11 protein-coding genes are annotated in these 18,780 nt (G+C 57.7%); 2 read left to right on the top strand and 9 right to left on the bottom strand.

Annotation, left to right across the window (positions count from 1 at the left end):
• Positions 1-299: 299 nt before the first annotated feature.
• The 3 genes from O5O45_RS08475 to O5O45_RS08465 form a co-directional block, all read right to left on the bottom strand.
• A complete protein-coding gene (locus tag O5O45_RS08475) occupies positions 300-782 on the bottom strand; it encodes an AAA family ATPase (protein ID WP_305904781.1) in 483 nt (160 codons plus the stop codon).
• Between the two features lie 163 nt (positions 783-945).
• Positions 946-1,473 (bottom strand): suppressor of fused domain protein, encoded by a 528-nt coding sequence (locus O5O45_RS08470; RefSeq protein ID WP_305904780.1) that lies wholly within the window; start codon positions 1,471-1,473, stop codon positions 946-948.
• 210 nt (positions 1,474-1,683) lie between these two features.
• On the bottom strand, positions 1,684-2,739 hold the full coding sequence (locus O5O45_RS08465; protein WP_305904779.1) for an alpha/beta hydrolase family protein: 1,056 nt from the start codon (positions 2,737-2,739) through the stop codon (positions 1,684-1,686).
• A gap of 238 nt (positions 2,740-2,977) precedes the next feature.
• On the opposite strand from O5O45_RS08465, the gene O5O45_RS31960 reads away from it, so the two are divergent.
• Complete coding sequence (locus O5O45_RS31960; protein ID WP_371747979.1) at positions 2,978-3,163, top strand: YHYH domain-containing protein; 186 nt, start codon at positions 2,978-2,980, stop codon at positions 3,161-3,163.
• 65 nt (positions 3,164-3,228) lie between these two features.
• Here O5O45_RS31960 and O5O45_RS08460 read toward each other — a convergent pair whose 3' ends face one another.
• From O5O45_RS08460 to fes, 3 genes are all read right to left on the bottom strand, one after another.
• The gene (locus tag O5O45_RS08460; RefSeq protein ID WP_305904778.1) at positions 3,229-11,871 is read right to left on the bottom strand and encodes a non-ribosomal peptide synthetase; all 8,643 of its coding nucleotides are present in this window, start codon (positions 11,869-11,871) and stop codon (positions 3,229-3,231) included.
• A gap of 192 nt (positions 11,872-12,063) precedes the next feature.
• Positions 12,064-12,285, bottom strand: a complete 222-nt coding sequence (locus O5O45_RS08455; protein ID WP_305904777.1) for an MbtH family protein — start codon at positions 12,283-12,285, stop codon at positions 12,064-12,066.
• Between the two features lie 55 nt (positions 12,286-12,340).
• Positions 12,341-13,741 (bottom strand): enterochelin esterase, encoded by a 1,401-nt coding sequence (gene fes / locus O5O45_RS08450; RefSeq protein WP_305904776.1) that lies wholly within the window; start codon positions 13,739-13,741, stop codon positions 12,341-12,343.
• A gap of 399 nt (positions 13,742-14,140) precedes the next feature.
• Between fes and O5O45_RS08445 the strand changes: the two genes are divergently transcribed.
• Positions 14,141-16,258: a TonB-dependent receptor gene (locus O5O45_RS08445; RefSeq protein ID WP_305904775.1), complete on the top strand. Its 2,118-nt coding sequence runs from the start codon at positions 14,141-14,143 to the stop codon at positions 16,256-16,258.
• A gap of 1,037 nt (positions 16,259-17,295) precedes the next feature.
• Here the strand turns inward: O5O45_RS08445 and O5O45_RS08440 are convergent.
• The 3 genes from O5O45_RS08440 to O5O45_RS08430 form a co-directional block, all read right to left on the bottom strand.
• Positions 17,296-17,733 carry a hypothetical protein gene (locus tag O5O45_RS08440; RefSeq protein WP_305904774.1) on the bottom strand — a complete coding sequence of 146 codons (438 nt, stop codon included), beginning with the start codon at positions 17,731-17,733 and terminating at the stop codon, positions 17,296-17,298.
• Between the two features lie 6 nt (positions 17,734-17,739).
• On the bottom strand, positions 17,740-18,210 hold the full coding sequence (locus O5O45_RS08435; protein WP_305904773.1) for an NUDIX hydrolase: 471 nt from the start codon (positions 18,208-18,210) through the stop codon (positions 17,740-17,742).
• Positions 18,211-18,293: 83 nt separating this feature from the next.
• Positions 18,294-18,770, bottom strand: a complete 477-nt coding sequence (locus O5O45_RS08430; RefSeq protein ID WP_305904772.1) for an NUDIX hydrolase — start codon at positions 18,768-18,770, stop codon at positions 18,294-18,296.
• Positions 18,771-18,780: the final 10 nt, after the last annotated feature.

Genomic DNA, 18,780 nt, shown 5'->3' with positions numbered 1-18,780 from the left:
TGCAAGAGTGAGCAGGCCTATAGATCAAGTATCGCGTCCACCAGCGTCTAAGCAAATATGCTCCGCGACCTCTTCTTGAGCAATGTCCGTAGCATGTTGTAAAAGCCCGGGTTTGGGGTGGACACGGAAGTTGAAGTTGGGATCGTTTTCACCGCTGGAGCTGATTAGAGGTTTTGGATTAGCGCTCTGGGAGGCCCTTCGACAGGCTCAGGGCGAACGGTGGATGGAGTGAAGCCCATTTGTGATCGAGTGAGTGCTGCAAACCACAAGTGGGCGGATCGTGGGTGGGTCCGTTGCCGCTACTTGTTATGCTCAATAACGGTGACGTTAAAACCCTCATCGGGAGAGGGCTCGACGAAATATTGGGTTATTTGCACAAACATTTCCTCAGTATCCGTTGCGGCTCGTTCCGGTTGCTCGATGCGTCTTTTGGCTATTTGATTCAAACAAATTTCGTTGGGCGCTTTTATGTATATTAGCTCGTGATCAGCGCCAATTTCGGTGAATATGCTTTTTAGCCAACCTCTTTGCCCGATTGTATTGGCGGGAAAATCCATCACTACGTCTGAGCCCGTATTGAGCACATCTTGCACAAGCGATTTAACCAACGGCTTTATCATATTTGAATACTTTACATAGTCTTCAACACTACGAATTTGCGCAGGATATAGAGATTCAAGCCATATATCTTCCGAGAGCAGAACCGCCCCCCTCTCTTTTGCCAGTTCTTTGGATTTAGTCGTTTTCCCAGCGCCCATTTTTCCACACAAAAGCACCAACATGCGGCTCTACCTACTACTTGATTTTTCTATACTTGCATTTGTAGCCACATCGCCAGAAGCATCCAGGTGTATGCGACATTAGGAAACCGCATATACGCGTTTTTCAGTTTAGAAACTTCGAGGACGACTCCTTGCACGCAGCAATAGACCTGTACTGAGCAGGCTAAACTATGCTCATTCTTTTTACATCGATTAATGAGCTGTCGGAATGAGCTTCCCATTTGTCGAATTCTTCTATGCCGCTATTTTTTATAAGCTGGCGTTCTTTTTCTGTGATCGGAACCAGCCAAATTAAGTCAACAACCTGATCTCCAACTTTAAAGCTGGACATATCCTCTGGTTCACCACGGGGCTCATCAAATAAAACAGCCCTCGTTGTCCATGAAGCGGGCGCCAATGACGTTTCAGGGATTGTGTTTCCTACCTTAACTTCAACATCAGGGCGCAACGAATACGCCATAATATCAAGCAGATAGTTGACTACCTCTGAGGTTTCCTCTTTTTCCCATTCTGCTGGGAGAGATAGCAGAAACTCCCAGTTGGCCAAGCCCCCGCCTTCAAGCACCTGACCGGAAATCCCTATTGTCGCTAAACGGTATACGCCGTCTTCTTTCGAAGAAAACTCATAGACTTCAACGTCAACTTGACTGTTTTTATTCGAACACAATGTACGAGAGATGGCTGCCCCCAATGAGAAATATAATCATGGAGGATGACAGTCCGTCTAATATCGTTAACTAATCTTCTTTCATCGTCGCCTAGCATCGTTTCAACCACCGCTACATGCGTCCTTTAACAGTATTCCCTTCCAGGGTGCGATTAAGTATGCCTTTTACTCCAGTCGGGATCGAGGCTAAGTCTCTATTACCAACCACGCTTGCCAATTCGAGGAAGCTCCCCGCTATTGCACCCCATGCAGCGCCCGTTCAAACGCTCTCGAAACCAACTGAACCAGTTCATCATGAATCGCATGCCGTGAACGCCCGCTACCGTCGGTGCATATGGGTTCTCCAATCTGTTCTTCTTTGGCAATGTCCGCCGCATGAGGTTTGCATTCGCCAAACAGGCTGTAGTGACTGGCATCGTTGATCAGTGTGTAGGTAGCGTCAGGGATAGCCTTGGCTATATCAGAAGCCAAAGCTGTTTGCGGGATCTTTCCTGGCGGTCCCAGATTCACCAGTGTGACGGGAGTCGTTATGTCCTTGAAAGAGTCGCCTGCAATAACGTCTATGGGCACGGGGTCGATAGCCATTGCGAAACGAATGCGTTGATCACGATAGTCACGGCCCGCTGGCTGAAGGTCCATTTTATGGAGATCCAGGCCGCTTTGCCGTACCCACTCACACAGAGACGCATTACGCTGGCCGGTATCACAGTATGCCGCAAAGCGTTCAGGGTCGAGACGGGCTCCGGTCATCATTAGGGCCGTACCCCCGCCCATGGAAAGCCCGAGAACGCCAACCCTGTCGAAGCGTGAATGTTCGCGGAAAAGCGCATCCGTCTGCATTGCATTAAGGGCGTCAGTCAGATCAACGGGCCGCAACCAGAGTTTCATCGTTTCTGACGCCGATCTATTCGGCCCAGCGTTACCGGGATGAGTCGGCGCGACGACAATAAATCCCCGCTGCGCTAAAGGCGTCGCCATCCAGCTCATGGCCTGCGCACTTCCGCCCAGACCTGCGCCATGGGAAAGCAGGATAAGTGGAAATTTTCCGGTGACTATGGGTGCGTTAAGCGCGGAGGGAACGCCGGAGAAAAAAATACTGTCGCCCAATAACACCGGCTCACCTCCCTCAGTCGCCGGATACCATATTGTCATATCAAGACCGCCAGCGCGCTGCCCCGACGCCACACTGAGATGCCGCACGCCCACATGGTCCGCCGCTATCACAGTAGAGCCTGACGCTATACCCAACATTAGGATCAACCAGTAAATAAACCTGCTAAATACCGCCATTAGCCTCTCCATATTTGTGCTGTTTAGAGGGTTGCTGACGGCAACCCCGAAGCGACTATTAAAGCGGAAAGGCCCGTACGGTAAGACCTTGATCGCGTTTTAGGACGTGTAATGGGATGGTTTGCGAGCCTGAGAAGTGTTCAAGATGACATGAGAGAAACGGACAGAGGGTGAAACGTCGCCATCCTACCAGACACAATTTGATCAAATAACGATCGACACCTATATTTTATCGACTATGCAGTTCTTGCGTAGCCTCTCATCTGGAAATATAGGAAGTACCGCCATGAAGACGCTCTTAATCACAGCTTTTCTCTTTGCTTTCGCAGGCTTTGCATACGCCCACTCGGGAGGGACGGATAGTAACGGCTGTCATCATGACCATAAAAAGGGTGGCTATCACTGCCACAATAAAAAAGGCTGACTATTCCCACTCTCTCCATGGGCCAGGGAAAGGCCCTGAGGCTTCCACCCCAAGGCCGAATCCAATCAGCGCTCGCCGCCTCCTTCGCTCATTTCCGTCAGCAGTTTATTCAGCAGTGGTCCCAGCGTTTTCAATGTCTCGGGGGAGACGATGTCTTCGTGGTTACAGTGAATGTCGTGACGGGTCATGGTGCGAATGTAGGGCTTCCAGCTGCCTTCCACTTGCCAGTTTTCCGGTAAGGTGCGGGTGGCGACGAACATGTGTATGTCGCCGTCATAGATCGGCGTTTGCGCAGTGGAGAGAAGTTTTACGGAGGCTTCGTAGTTGGCGACGATTTGTTTGAACATCGCCGCTTTCTCCTGCTCAACGAAATCATCCGCCGCGGCTTCGGCGTCCAGCATGAACTGCTCCTTCTCCCGCTCCACTTCCGCATGCGCTTCTTCTTCCGTCGGGCCGCTCCAATCCTGACCTTCTGGTGGATACGCATCCAGCAGGCCGAGGAAGGCGACATCTTCGCCAAGCATACGCAGCTTCGCAGCCAGGCCGTGAGCGATGGTGCCGCCCAGCGAATAACCGATCAGATGATAAGGACCATGGGGCTGAATGCGCCGTAATGTTTGCAGATGACGTTCACATATCGCATCGATATCGTCGCTGGCGGCGATAGCTCCGTGAGAACCTGGCGACTGCAAGCCAACCAATGGAATATGCGTCGGCAAGTGGCGCACCAGACCGCTGTATTGCCAGGCGAATCCAGAGGCAGGATGCACGCAGAACAAGGGCGCGCCGCGCCCGGCGCGTAGGTGCAAGACTTCGCCAAACCCAGCGTTGGCGGGATCGTTCAGCGCGTTCTCGTCCGCCAATAACGTCGCCAACTGCGCCACGGTTGGCGAGGTCATAATCGTCCCGACGGATACAGGACGCGCCAACGTCTTGCGCAGTTCCGCCGCCAGGTTCATCGCCAGAAGAGAGTGGCCTCCCAGCGCGAAAAAGTCATCGTCCGCAGCGACTGTCGGCAAGTTCAAAATGCGCGCAAACACACTGGCGATCTGCGCCTCTAATCCAGGCCTTGGCGCCCTGCCCTGAGTCTCTCTCTTCACCGTTGATGGCTCCGGCAGGGCTTTACGGTCCAGTTTGCCGTTGGCGCTGAGCGGAAATTCCCGCACTGGCACAATGGCCACGGGGACCATATGGGCCGGCAGGGTTGCCGCCAATTGACGGCGTATGGCGTCGGCGTCAATGTCGTCAGCATGGGGGATGACATAGCCGACGAGCTGGCGATTATCCGCGCCCGCCATGGCGGCGTCGCTGTGGTTGATCACGCGGGCGTGGACGACCGCCCGTTTGACCTCCGACAGGCTTTGCAGGGCGGACTCGATGTCTCCCAACTCGATACGCTGGCCGCGTATCTTAAGCTGATCGTCACTGCGTCCCAGATACTCCACATCGCCGTTGGGCAGCCAGCGCGCTACGTCTCCAGTGCGATACATACGGGCGCTCTCGCCTGCGGCATCCGCGACAAAACGCACGGCGGTGAGGTCTGGACGCCCCAGATAACCCTCCGCCAACTGCACGCCGCACAGATACAACTCTCCGGCCACGCCGACCGGCGCCGGACGCAGCCAGGGATCAAGGATACGCAGTTGCGTATTCCAGACCGGTCGTCCGATCGGCACGCTCAACCCCGTATTCTCACGCTCTTTATCGAGCAAACCAGACGCCTGTTTATAAGTGACGTCCACCGCCGCTTCCGTGGGTCCATAAAGATTGTGCAACGGGGCGCGAATATAGACGGAATACAAATCCGCCAATTCGCGGGAAAGCGCTTCGCCGCTGCAGAAAACACGGCGCAGTCCGCCACAGGGAACCTCCCCCTGACTGGCGATGGCCGCCGGCAGACGGTTCACAAACGCCGCCAGCATAGACGGCACAAAATGCAGCGTCGTCACCTTGTGGCGCTCGATCAACGCCAGTAGCTCATCCGGGTCGCGATGCGCCTCCGGCGGCGCCATATACAGCGACGCCCCCACCATATGCGACCAGAAAAACTCCCACACCGACACATCGAAACTACAGGGCGTTTTCTGCAACACCACATCATCGGATTGCAGCCCATACTCCGCCTGCATCCAGGCCAGACGATTGACGATAGCGCGATGCGACACCAACACGCCCTTGGGATTGCCGGTGGAGCCGGAGGTATAAATCAGGTAGGCGGGATGATCCGGCGTCAGTCCGTGAGATAAGGCTTGTTGCGCTTCTAATTCATTTTCCAGCCCACCTTTCTCAACCTCCGCGACTTCCGCCGCCAGCTGATCAAACCGCATCAGTTCCCCCATCTCGCGGAAGCGGGAGGCCTGATCCGAAGAAGTGATGATCAAACGCGGCGCGGCGTTACGGACCATATAGGCCAAGCGCTCGTCGGGATAACCGGTATCCAGCGGCAGATAGGCCGCGCCGCTCTCCAATACCGCAGTCAGAGCAATGCTCAGCCGCGCGCACCGGGGCAAAGCGACAGCGACGATATCTCCTGTATTAACCCCCGCCCGTCGCATTTTCTGCGCCAATGCCAGCGCTTGGGCGCGCATCTGGCGATAGCTCAGTCGCAGCATTTCGTCTTCCAGCGCCACCGCGTTGGGGGTCCTGCGGGCTTGCGCCGCCAGTAACTGACACAACGTGCTGTCGGCGACGACAGCGTTCGTGGCGTTGACGCTATCAATCAAACTGCATTCGCTTTGGGTGCGCAGATCCATCCGGCTCCAGGGCGTCTCCGAGTGATAGGCGAGTTGCTCCAGCACGCTCAACAGTCGTTGCGCGATGTCCTCCGCCTGAGTCACCGGCTCGCGATATTCGATGATCAATCGCAAACGGTCACCGGGCAGCACCATGATCGTCAGCGGATAATGGGTGTAGCCGCGATTGCGAATATGGGTCAAGCGCGCGCCCAGATAATCCCGCTCGGTCAGCCCATCGTTATCGGGATAGTTCTCACTGACCAGCAAGGTATCGAACAAGGTCGACGTACCCGCCAAGCGCTGAATATCCGCCAGCCCCAGACAATCGTGCTCCAGCAACGCCACCTGTTGCGCCTGCAGCCCCTGAAATTGGGCCAATAACGGCCGCTCAGGATCGAAGCGCATGCGCACCGGAATCGTGTTACTGAACAGGCCCACATGCTCCTCCAGTCCATCCACCGGACTGAAACGTCCCGATACTGGCGCGCCGAACACCACATCATCACGGCCGCTCAACACCGCCAACACGGCGGCCCAGGCGCCTTGCATCACCGTATTGAGAGTCAGTCCCTGTTCACGGCAACAGGTCTGCAGCGCCTGCTCCAACGCCTTCGGCAAGGTCAGCTCCAGCTCTTTCACCTGCGCTTGTGCGGGTGCGCCTGCAAACAACAAGGTGGGACGGACATCCTTCAGCGCTTCGCGCCAGGCGGTGGCGGCGGCTTCTGTGTCTCTGGCGCATAAATCGCGCACCACCTGGGCGTAATCGGAGTGCGTGGGCGCCAGGGTATCCGCGCCATCGCCGTAGGCGTGCAGAAAGTCCCGCAACAAAATCGGCGTGGACCACCCGTCCACCACCAAATGGTGCGCCGTTAAGAACAGGGTGTGGCGGTTGTCGATATGGTGAATCAATCTGGCGTGCAGCAGGGGTTGCGCCGGCGTCGCGGCGATATCGAAATCCCGCGCCAGCTCTTCCTGTTCCAGACGCCACAGTTCCTGCTCCAGCGCCTCCCCGCGCAGGTCGCCCAAATAACATTGCGACCAAGGCCAACGGCGCTCGCCGTCAATTACCAGAGGAATCAGTTGCAGCGGTTGCGGCGCGCTCTCGGTATCGAACGCCGCCGCCATTTGCGGATGACGTCGCAACACCGCCTCCAGCGCATCCCGCATCCGCTCCACATCAAGCGTTCCACGAAAATCCAGACGTGTGGTGGAGTTATACTTGCTGGCCGCTTCCCCCAATTGGGCATGGAACAAAAGCCCCTGCTGTAACGGCAACACAGGCAGCGCCGCCGCAAGAGGACCACAACGATCACGCAGCTCGGACAGCGCCGCTTCATCCAGACTGACTCCCGCGACTGCGGTCTCCGCGGCAATCAGGGTATCCGCCGCCGCGCCGGGTCGGTAGGCGGCGAAGTGCTCCAGCTCGCGCAGGTTTTCCACGATGCGTTGATGCAGGCGGGCGATCAGCCAGCGATCATACAACCCTTGCGCCCAGGTCCAGTTGATCGCCAGTCGGGGGTCGCCTTTGGCCTCATCCACGAAGATATTGATTTCCAGGCCGTACAACATGGACAGTTCGCCATCGATAGCCACAGCGAAGGCGTCTTTGAAACGCTCGCCCAGATGGCGCGGCGTCCAGTAGCCCTCACCGACATTGAAACGCCCCAGATAGTTAAATAACACCTGAGGTCGATGTTCCGCTTCCAGTTGCGCCAGTTCATCCCGGCTCGTTTTGTCCAGATAACGCAGCACGCCATAGCCCAGACCGTGATCAGGAATGCGCCGCAGGCTGCGTTTCACCGCCCGCACCGGCTCCGCCGCGTCATACTGACCCGATAACACCGCCGTCAGATCGAACGCGACCGGATATTCCGCCGTCAGCCAGCCAATGGTGCGAGCGGGATCGACCTGCTCCTGCAGGATTTCACGTCCATGGGATTCCAGAGAAAAACGCACGCCGGAAGCCGCACGTTCTTCACAGAAGGCTTTCGCCACCACCGCCAGCAGAATCTCATCAATCGACGCCCGATAAGCGTTCGGCAACGTCTGCAATAACGCCCTGGTCAGCATCGCATCCGCCAACGTGCGCCAGTGTTGCGCCGCGCCGTAGGTGTCCTGCGCTGGATCAAGGGGCCGTCGTGACAACAACGGCAGATAGCCTTGCAACATGTCGCGCCACAGCGCCAGTTCCTGACGTCGCGCCGGAATCTCTTCATGTAAGGCCCGCGACCAATCGCGCAAAGAGGTTTCCTCGGCGGGAATCATCGCCGCAGCGCCGGCTGCGACTGCTTCACAGGCGGTTTCCAGCTCGCGCAGCAGCACCCGCCAGGACACGCCATCCACCACCAGATGATGCAAGGTCAGCATTAACCAGACGCCGTTGTCTCTGTCGGCGATGCACCAGGCGCGCATCATGACGCCGGCGGCGGGATTCAGTTCCGCCGCGGACGCCTCGAACAACTCATCCGCCAGTTTGCCGAAAGCCTCCGAGTCGGCCTCATGGGCCACCTCAACCCGGGTGAGAATTCGGCTGTCGAGACCGGCGCCGATATCCTTTATCGCCAATCCTTCTTCGCCGATATAGGCGCGTAACGCGGGATGAGCGCGTTGCAGCGCCTGCAATGCTTCCCGTAAATGGGCTGACTGTATCCGTTCAGGAATACGCAGTAGCACGCCTTGGGCGAAACGGCGCTCCCAGCCGTACTGCTCCGCAAACCAGCTTGGCGCCGGCAATGCGCCTACCGGCCCCTGAATCAAGCCGCTGGCGGTTCCGTTTTGTTTCTTGAGCGGCTGCATGGCTCTGCTCATGCGCGCCGCAGTACGCTGGGTGAATATTTCTTTGGGCCGCAATTGATAACCGCTGCGCCGCAGCTCGGTCCCCAGGCTCATGGCGGAAATACTGTCGCCGCCCAGATTGAAGAAATCGTCATCGACGGCCACTTGCTCCAGTCCCAACACTTGCGCGATGGCGGCGCAGACCCGTTTCTCTGCGTCAGTAACCGGGGCCTTTCCCCCCTGGCGAGAGGACGGACGAATCGTAGGCAGCGCCTGTTTGTCGATCTTGCCGTTTACCGTCAGCGGCCAGGCGGGCAGGATGGCCAGTGCGGAGGGCATCATATAGTCCGGCAGCATTTCGGACAGCTGACGATACAGGCGGTCGCGCAGTGGCTCGTCATCATGACGCAAGCCTTCGTTGACCGTGCAGTAGGCCGTCAGCCGATGACTGGCCCCCGCCGTCGCCGCCGTCACCACCGCCCCGCTGACGCCCGGCAGCGCCTCCAGCGCATGCTCCACTTCGCCCAGCTCCACCCGGAAGCCGCGCACTTTCACTTGTCGATCGCTGCGGCCGACGAACTCCAGCTGTCCATCTGGAGTCCAGCGCACCAGATCCCCGGTGCGATACATCAAGTCGCCTTCCCCTTCCGGATTCGCCACGAAGCGCGCGGCGGTCATGCCGGGTCGCGCCAGATAGCCCCGCGCCAATCCCGTGCCGGCGACATAGAGTTCACCCGTCACGCCTTGGGGAGCGTCGCGCAGTTCCGGGTCCAGCACGTAAATCCGGGTATTGGCCACCGGGCGGCCGATCACCGGCTGGTCCGCCGCAGCGACGCCGGCGCCAAGGGCGTCTACGGTATATTCAGTGGGGCCATAGAAATTGTGAACGTGCAATTTTGGATACTGTTTCACCCTGCGCCACAACGCAGGCGGCGCCGCTTCGCTACCGATCAGGACCAGGCTGGGATGAGGCGCCCCTTCCTGCATGAGTCCGCAATCCAGCATCTGCTGCAACATGGAAGGCGGCACATCAAAGGCGTCAATGCCCTGGCTATGGGCCAGCTCCACCAGCGCCTGGGCGTCGCGTCGCTGCTCTTCCGTGCAGATATGCAGCTCCTGCCCCAGCAGCAGCCAGAACAATTGCTCCCAGGACGCATCGAAGGAAAACGACGCGCTGTGCGCCGCCCGCAGGCGTCGTCCCGGCAGTTGCGCCATGGCGGCGCCGTAGAGCGTGACCTGATGGGACAGCAATAAGTTGAGCAGGCCGCCATGGGTCGCCATCACGCCTTTGGGCGCGCCGGTGGAGCCGGAAGTGTAGATGACATACGCCAGATGACCGCTACGTAGCGGCTCGGCGCGCTCTGCATCGCGAATCGGAGCGCCGGAACGGCCGTTAATGCGTTGTTGCAACACAGAGTCGTCCAGAGCCACGCAAGCAACCGTCGCGAGGGCGTCTTGCGCCACAGCGCTGTGCGTCACCGCCAGTTTTGGCGAAGCGTCTTCAAGCATCAGCGCCAGCCGCTCCGGTGGATAGTCCAGATCCAACGGCAAATACGCCGCCCCCGCTGACAGCACCGCGAGAATAGACACCACATAGTCCACGCCTCGGGGCAAGGCGATCGCCGCCAGATCATCCGGCGCCAGCCCCTGCGCGATCAGTTCTCGGCCAAGGCGGTTAACGCGGGCGGAAAGTTCAGCGAAAGTCAGATATGCCTCGCCGCAGCGCAGCGCTATTTCCTGTTCGAACGGGACGACGCAGGCGTGAAATATGTCCAGAATGGTCTGCGTTTGGGCGGGAGCCTCCACACGGGGTCCGGTGGACCAGTTGCGCAGGCGCGCCAGTTCTCCCGGACCCAATAAGGGAAGCTGATCAATCGATTCCTGAGGATGGCGCAACGCGTACTCCAGAAAATGCGCCAGTCGCTCGCAATGCAGACGCAGTTCCTGATCCCCATAGCGCTCCGGGTTGGCGGTGAGTTCGATCACCAGCGCGTTCTGCTCCAGCCACAGGCCAAACTCCAGATCCTCCACCGGTCCGGCGGCCAGCACATGAGTGACGCCGGGTACGCCGTCCAGATCCAGGCCCTGATCATAAATCTTCAGGTTAATCGTAGCGGCGTACAGGCCCCGACCGGAGCCCACCACGCCCACATCCCGTTGCAATTGTTCGGCGTCGTAGCGTTGGCGGCGGCGAATCCGCGCCAGTTCCGACGTCAGACGTCGCGCCAGACTGACGATATCCGGCGCGCCGTTCATATCCAGTTGCACCGGTAACACATTCACCACCGGCCCGGTGGCGTTCAGGGCCGTCGATCCCATTCGCCGCATAAACGGCATGCCTACGACAATCCGCTTGCGGCCGGTCATTCGGCGCAGATAGGCGAACACCCCGGCCATGGCGATTTCATTAGGATTCAGGCGCGTCTCAGCCGGTATCTCGAAGCGCTGTAGCGGCAGGCGCAGTCTGCGTTTCAGGGTATTGGCGTTGGCGAATCCGCCCGCCTTTTGCCGCTCTCCCGCCGCCAGCGACACCGGGTCCGCCAGAGTCGCAGCGTAATCCCACCAGAAGGCGCGGTCCTGCGCGTAGGCGTCGGACGCCTGATAATTTTGATACTCCTGCACGACTTTGGCGAAGGGAGTATGACGGCTCTTTTCCGGGGCGCGGCCTTTGCGCAGGGCGTTGTAGATATCGGCGATGCGACGGGTCATGGCGGCGAAGCTGTAACCATCCACGCTCACATGATGGTAGCGCTGATACCAGAACCAGCGCGCCGCTCCGACTTTGATCAGCATATGTCGATACAGCGGCTGATTCTCTTCGCCGCGCCAGGGCGTTCCCAGGTCGTCGTACATGATGACGCCGGCCTGGCGTTTGGGATCTTGCTCCGCGGTCAAATCGATCAGGTCCGGAACGTCCACGTCGTCGACGCAGCGGTTCAGCGGCAGGCGCTGTAGAACACCGTTGTCGTCTTCAATAAAGCGGGCGTGGGGAGTATCCGTCTCCGCCAGCCCCATGCGTATCGCACGCTGCAACAGAGGCGCGTCCAGCGCCCCATGTAAGTCCACATAATGAGCCACCACGTAGCTGTTGCGTCCCACCGCAATCTGATCGGCGAGCCATATGCCCATTTGGGTTCCAATCAGAGGAAGTTCCACCTCCTCTGGAGCCAGAGAGTTCTTACCTGAAGTTTCTAACACAATGCCTTCCCTCTTGTCGGCCGGATAAATTCGAATCGGGAGTGTTGGGACAGACGCGCTCAGGCGTCGTTATTAACAGGCGTAATTGACGCGTTAATAACCGGGCGCAGAATGCGTCGGCGCGGCGATAAGCCGCGGGAGACAGGTCCTGACCTACGCGGGACCTGTCGCTTGCGGACAAATAGAAGGACGCTATTTATCTGCTGGATTTATAGATAATCGGGGGCGGATATCGGTCCAGTTCTGTTCAATATAATGAAGGCAGTCGGCGCGTCTGGCCGGACCGAGAACGTTGCGCCAACCAGGCGGAATTGACGTGAATTGCGGCCATAAACTGTATTGTCCGCGGCTGTTGATCAGCACCAGAAATGGCAGGGATTCGTCATCGAACGGGTTGGGCTGCTCTGTATTCATGAATGGGTCTCCTTTTAATGCAATCGCGCCGCCGCAGCGGCGTCTGAATAATCCGTCAGTCAGGTTGTTCCAGCAGCCAGCGCAGGCCTTCAATCAGTCCGCCGCGCCAGCAAAGCCAGTCGTGACCGCCTTCGAACAAGTGGTAATTCACGTGATGACCGGCGCGCTCCAGTTCTATGCGCAGGGTGTCGTTAAGATCGATCATCACATCCTCCCGCGCGCCGACTTCCTGATAGATGCGCAGCGGCCGTGCGCTCAGCCGGCCTTGCGCCAGTTGCTCCGCCAGCGCGCCGCGCTCTCCGGGGCGACGCACCGCGCACTGGCCAAGCGGCGCATGCAGATACTCCACATAAGGCCACCAGAAGGAGCCGGACTGGCTCAGCACGCAGCCGAAACGCTCGGAAAACGCCAGTCCCGCGTACATCGCCGCCAATCCGCCGAAACTCTGTCCGGCGACGACCGTATCCATAGCGCGACTGGAAAACGGCGTCACGCCAGCAGCGAGCGGGATCAGCTCGTCCTGCACCGCCTCCCAAAAACGGGGATTGCAACAGAGTTCTTCGCTGCGGCGCTCGCCATCAATCGCGTCGATCAGCACATACACGGCGGGCGGCAACGCGCCTTGGCGGGTTTCATATTGCAACGCGGAAAACGCCGGCATGCGGGTCGCCCAGTGCTGACCATCCAGCAGGATGACCAGGGGGCGTCTGCGAGGGTCAACGTTATCGCCCTGCGCCTCTTCCGGGCTGAATATCCAGACTTTGCGCCGATTGCCCAGGGTTTGACTGCTCCAGTGCAGCGCCTGCAACAGCGCGCCGTCGCCCAGTCCGGTTTCTCCCGCGTCTACGCTGCCCCAGGCCGTCTGCTCCGGCGCCTGCGGAAGATGCAAAGCGGAAGCGGCGCCCCAACCAGCGCTATAGGGTTGATTGGGGTTAAGTGGATCGGCGATAGCCTGACTCATCAAATCCCGCCACCAGACGCGCTGGCTCATGCGTTGACGCTCTTCGCTACCGCTCCAGTTTGGCGGCAAATAATCCTTGGTGACGGGGGCCAGCGCATAGGTTCCGCGCCAATTGGCCGGTAAGGTCGTCCGCCAGCGCCACACATCCGTCCCGGCGATACGCTCCAGGCTTTGCGGGTTACGACTGCGGTGATTGGTGACGGAGTTGACGTCGATATACACGCGGCGGATGGGAGAACAATGTTCGTCGCCATGAGGATCGCGCCAGACAAAGGTCACCCGCGCCTTATCATTGGCAAGAGATTCCACCAGCGGCGTTCCTTTCTGTTGTAGAGAACGCCACCAGCGCTCGTCGCCAATGTCGCCATCTAATCCGAATGCGCTGAATTCGGAGGCCACGGGGGGCGATGTGTGCTGTACGGACGCTAATGGTTGCGCACTCGATGGTTCGTGTGAGATGGGGACCGGCATTCTGCGGCCAATGATCTCGGACATGGTTTTCACCTTCCCGGGACAGCGCCCGGCCTTCATTTTTTCCATCTGCGATGGACTCGCGGTAATCAGGAACGACAACGCAGCTCGCTAACGCGTCACTCTCCCGCCCTATAACGGTAAAGCCGCGTCAGCTAACGAGATTTCCGCTCTGTCTGCATCAGTGTTGTTTTACATAATAATAATGATTATCATTTGCATTCAATAGTTATTTGCGAATGATTCTCATTTAGAGAATCATCCGTCCGCACTGCGCCGGCCTCCGATGCAGCTAGTCAGGAATACCTGCGGACATCACCCGAGGTCGTCTTCCACCCTCCTCTTCGATCGCATTAACAGGGAGCCAAGCACTGGGCGCGCCCGCCAGTGGCGCACTGCAAAAACCAACCATTTGGGGAGACAATGATGTTCCTGTTTCGGGATAAACGATCGAATCCACGCCTGCATCCCTTGGCGTTCGCCACCAAAGTCGCCGTCACTGCGCTCGCAGGAGGCATGGCCGCCCATGCAGCGGCGGAAACTCTTGCGCTGGCGCAGCCGGATCGCATCAAGCCGTCGGAAAGCACCACCCTGGCGCCGGTGGTGGTGACAGGTGAGAAGATCGACCGCGACTTGCAGGAGTCCACCAGCGCCGTCACCGTGCTGGACGACTTGAAAGTGGACACCGGCGAGACGCAGTCTGTCTTCGAGGTGGTGGATAAAGTGCCGAACATGATTGCCAACCCCTATGGCGTTCCCAACATCCGGGGCGTTGAAGGCTCCGGCGCGGCGAACGGCAGTTTCGCGCTGGTGGCGGGATCGCGCCCCAAAGTCAGCACCAGCGTCGATGGCGTTTCAGAATCCTGGTTCGGCCAGGAGTATGTAGACGCTAATTTATGGGACGTGCAGCAGGTAGAAGTATTGCGTGGGCCGCAATCCACCACTCAGGGTCGCAATTCTATTGGCGGCGCGATTGTCGTGTTGACCAAAGACCCCACCTATCACTGGGAAAGCGCGGTCCGCGCCGGCTATGAAAGCGCCGACAGCAAGCAGCAGCTCGCCCTGATGACGTCCGGCCCTCTGATCGACAACGAACTGGCGTTCCGGCTGGCCGCCAGCGCGTCCCAAGGAGAGGGTTATATTGACTACCCTATCAGCGGTCAGGAATGGCCCTGGGACCCGTCCGAGTCCAAGCGTTACAACCTGCGCGGCAAGCTGCTTTGGGAGCCTTCCGCGTTGTCTGGCCTGTCGGTGAAATTCACCGCCACGCATCGCAGCCAGGAGGGCGAATATCTCAATTTCGTCAACGGCGATTTCTTTGACTATGAGCTGAACGGAGATGTGTCCAACACCCGTTATCAGGACTCGGACAGCGCCAGCTACGCCCTGGATGTGCAATACGCTCTCAACGATGCGTTGACCGCCTACCTGACATTGAACCACGCCAACACCCAGGCCAAGTTCGAGGAATACGCCTCCCGCGTCGGCGATATCGATCTGAGACTGGATCTGGAGGAAAAAAGCAACTCGCTGGAGAGCCGTCTGGTGTACGACCCGGCGTCCGGCCCGCTTAGCGGCGTGGTGGGCGTTTATCTGTTCAAGCGCACTCAGGATCTCGCGGTGGACCCGGCCACTTTCAGCGGCGATGACAATGTCAGCACTGTTGCGGTTTATGGCGACGCCACTTTCGCGCTGACGGAACGTATGGACTTGATTCTGGGCGGCCGTGTGGAACGGGAAAGCCAGGAACGAAATATCCTCGCCTGGCCGGATACCAGCTATGAAGGCCGCCTGCTGACCGATATCGGCGAAACCATGTTTCTGCCCAAAGCCGGCGTCAGCTATCAGGCCACGCCGCAGACGCTGCTCGGCTTTGTGGTGCGCAAAGGCTACAACCCGGGCGGCGGCTCCCTCGACTGGGATGACAGCAGCTTCTATGAGTACGAGAAAGAAGAAGTCATCTCTTACGAAGCCAGCAGCCGCTCCAGCCTCTGGGATAACCGCATGACCCTGGGCGTCACGCTGTTCGCCAATGAATACGACGGCTACCAATCCATTCTCAATCGTCGTTTCGTGAATATTCCAGAAGGCCGCAGCTACGGCCTGGAAGTGGAGACCAACGCGCAATTAGCGGCGGGTCTGGAAGTGTTCGGCTCCGTCGGCTTACTGAAAACGGAAGTGACCAAAGCCGTTGACGGCAGCCCAGACATCAAAGGCAATGAATTCGGCTACGCCCCCAGCGTCAACGCCAACCTGGGCTTCACCAGATATTTCGACCAGGGCTACTTCGCCGGGGCCGACGTCAGCTACGTAGGCGAATACTACTCCGACGTCACCAACAACGACGACCTGACCGCCGGCGATTACGTGATCACCAACGTCAACGCCGGCTACGAAAACGACGACTTCACCCTGCGCCTCTACGTGAAAAACCTGTTCGACGAAGAAGTCCTCTACCGCCAGACAACCACCTGGGCCACCACCGAAGCCCAGGTCGGACCACCCCGCACAGCGGGCATCGTGGTCGACTACCGACTCTAGAGTGAGACTGCGCTCACCCCTACCCTAGAGCGCAGCAGACTGCCAAGGACGGCCGCAGCTGCAAACCTGCAATCAAAGTCTGTTTTTGGGTGAGCTATGCTCACCCTTTTTTTGCAGACGAATTGAGCCAGGCGCACTCCCCCCTCCTTATCCACTCCGTTCACCCCGAGCTCGTCGAAGGGCCTTCCAGAGAGTTAATTCATAGACAGTAACTTTTAATCAATATCTGGGGGCAGAACGGATTTGAAACCTCCATCATCATGACGGCTGTATCAGAGGGACTTTTTTTCTTTTAGTCGCTCTGGGAAGCCCTTCGACAGGCTCAGGGCGAACGGTGGAGAGGTCAATTTGGGCGAGTTGGCTGGGAGTTGACATTACTGAGTCACAGTACGAGAGGCTGAGCGCTAGAATGGCATGACCTAGAAGGCAAAGCTGCGCGTCTTGGATATTGAATTCGACTTATACCTCTTTATAACTCTCGAAAAGGGTAAGTCTGATCTACATATAACCGCATCCGAAACCTCCCGGCTTTCATTCCCCCGTTCGCCCTGAGCTTGTCGAAGGGCTTTCCAGAGCGTTAATCCATAGATGGTTATCCCTAGCCTCCGTGAGGTCCCAAATTGAATACTGAAATAGCGGGATAATTTTTTCCCTTTTTCGCCCGGGGAGGCCCTTCGACAAGCTCAGGGCGAACGGTGGAGAGGTCAATTTGGGCGAGTTGGCTGGGAGTAGACGTTACTAAGTCACAGGATGAGAGTCTGAGCGCTAGTATGGCATGGCCTAGAAGGCAAAGCTGCGCGTCTTCTTGGATATTGAATTCGACTTATACCTCACAAAAGAGGAAAGCCCAATCTCCGATCACCCCTATCCAAAACCTCCCTGCTCCCATTTTCCCCGTTCGCCCTGAGCCTGTCGAAGGGCTTTCCTGAGCGTTAATTCATAGACGACTATCTCCTGTCTCCATTGAGCGCCCTGGGTGAACAGAGCAACTTTGCCCTTTGCCGCCCGGGGAGGCCCTTCGACAGGCTCAGGAAAACCTAACGCGCGTTCAAGAGATGTTTAAGCCGCTCATTCGCGCTCTCCAATGATGTGAAAACGACCTCGCTCTGCTCCATCATCATTTCAGAGTCTACGAGTGATATAAGGCCCTCTTGAGACATTTCGCCGGCAATCACCAACGTCTCTAATTCCCACTCGGAACCCGCAGCGATGACGCCCGCCATCGCATCTCCCCACTCGTATGTAAGTTTTGAAAAGTCGAACACCAGCGCGTCTGGATCAGCAAAGGCAATGGAGGCATGGGTCATCGCGGTCATGTATCTGGCGTCGGTATTGCCCTTACATCCATATCCGTAGGTACCGGAAAAACGCATCAGCAATACAGTTTTTTCAAACTCACCCTTCAATGTATACAGCATAGGCTGGCAATCAATGTCATGTTCAGGGGCGATATTCAATGGCTGTATTTCATTCATAAACGCCTACTTCAGCTCGTTTATGTGGATGAATTCAACTTCTTGCGGCAGCGCCGTCAGTCGTTCTTTGAGAAATTGCGGCCAAAGATTTAATGAGGCGACGTCCGCCAGTTTGACCCAGCGAAATATGATGTCGACGTCTTGCTCCAATCCTCTGACGTCCTGGCCGAAAGGGATGGCGTTAGGGTCTTGCAGAGTAGTCAGGTAGTAGGTGGCGATTTCGTGGCTTTTGACGCCGCCGCGGGCGTAGTAGTCTTCTACGAACCAGAGCGGTCGGATGATGTTGGCGGCGACGCCGAGTTCTTCCTCCAGTTCGCGGATGAGGGTGGCGTGGGAGAATTCGAAGAATTCCACTTTGCCGCCCGGCAACGCCCAGAAGTCGCCTTTGACGACTTTATGCAGCAAAACGTGGTCATTGTGGATGATCACCGCCACGCTGCGGAATTTGAATCGCTTATCGCCGCTCTCGAATTTCAACGTCCCTCTCCTCTCATATGCTGATCCCAGCGCGCTTTCGCTTACTAGCAGGCGCATGAGCGAAAACGTTAGGCAGTCAAAAATCAGCTTCCGATTTCATCCAAAGTCAGAAACTCAACGCCTTCAGGCAGTGAGCCTAGTCGTGTTTTGAGGAAATAGGGAGCGACTTCGAAAGCCTCAAGTTCACTGATTTTGAACCAGCGGAAAATCAGGTCGACATCTTCCTCCGCGCCGGGAACATCCTCGTTAAAAGGAATAGCGTCAGGATCGGCCAGGTCGGTGAGATACAGCGTGGCGATTTCGTGGAAACGCGTCTGCTGATATTGGAAGAAATTCTCGACATACCACAGAGGACGAATCACGCGGGCCGTCATGCCCAGCTCTTCCTCCACTTCACGGGCCACGGTGTCGCTGGAGAATTCAAAAAACTCCACGCGACCGCCGGGCAGCGTCCAGAAATCGTCCTGCACCGCTTTGTGCAGCAGCACATGATCTTGATGGATAATCACCGCGGCGCTGCGGAAATTAAAGCGATTGTCGCCAACATCAAACTTCAACATGGTTTACTCC

This window comes from Hahella sp. HNIBRBA332, assembly GCF_030719035.1.
Lineage (GTDB): Bacteria > Pseudomonadota > Gammaproteobacteria > Pseudomonadales > Oleiphilaceae > Hahella.
Note: the sequence above shows the minus strand (reverse complement) of the source record. Positions and strands in the feature narration are given on the sequence as shown.

What these genes read in the sequence shown, in the direction of transcription:
- O5O45_RS08475 (WP_305904781.1), bottom strand. Translation starts at nt 782, where the DNA reads ATGTTGGTGCTTTTGTGTGGAAAAATGGGCGCTGGGAAAACGACTAAA.
- O5O45_RS08465 (WP_305904779.1), bottom strand. Translation starts at nt 2,739, where the DNA reads ATGGCGGTATTTAGCAGGTTTATTTACTGGTTGATCCTAATGTTGGGT.
- O5O45_RS31960 (WP_371747979.1), top strand. Translation starts at nt 2,978, where the DNA reads ATGCAGTTCTTGCGTAGCCTCTCATCTGGAAATATAGGAAGTACCGCC.
- O5O45_RS08455 (WP_305904777.1), bottom strand. Translation starts at nt 12,285, where the DNA reads ATGAATACAGAGCAGCCCAACCCGTTCGATGACGAATCCCTGCCATTT.
- fes (WP_305904776.1), bottom strand. Translation starts at nt 13,741, where the DNA reads ATGTCCGAGATCATTGGCCGCAGAATGCCGGTCCCCATCTCACACGAA.
- O5O45_RS08445 (WP_305904775.1), top strand. Translation starts at nt 14,141, where the DNA reads ATGATGTTCCTGTTTCGGGATAAACGATCGAATCCACGCCTGCATCCC.
- O5O45_RS08440 (WP_305904774.1), bottom strand. Translation starts at nt 17,733, where the DNA reads ATGAATGAAATACAGCCATTGAATATCGCCCCTGAACATGACATTGAT.
- O5O45_RS08430 (WP_305904772.1), bottom strand. Translation starts at nt 18,770, where the DNA reads ATGTTGAAGTTTGATGTTGGCGACAATCGCTTTAATTTCCGCAGCGCC.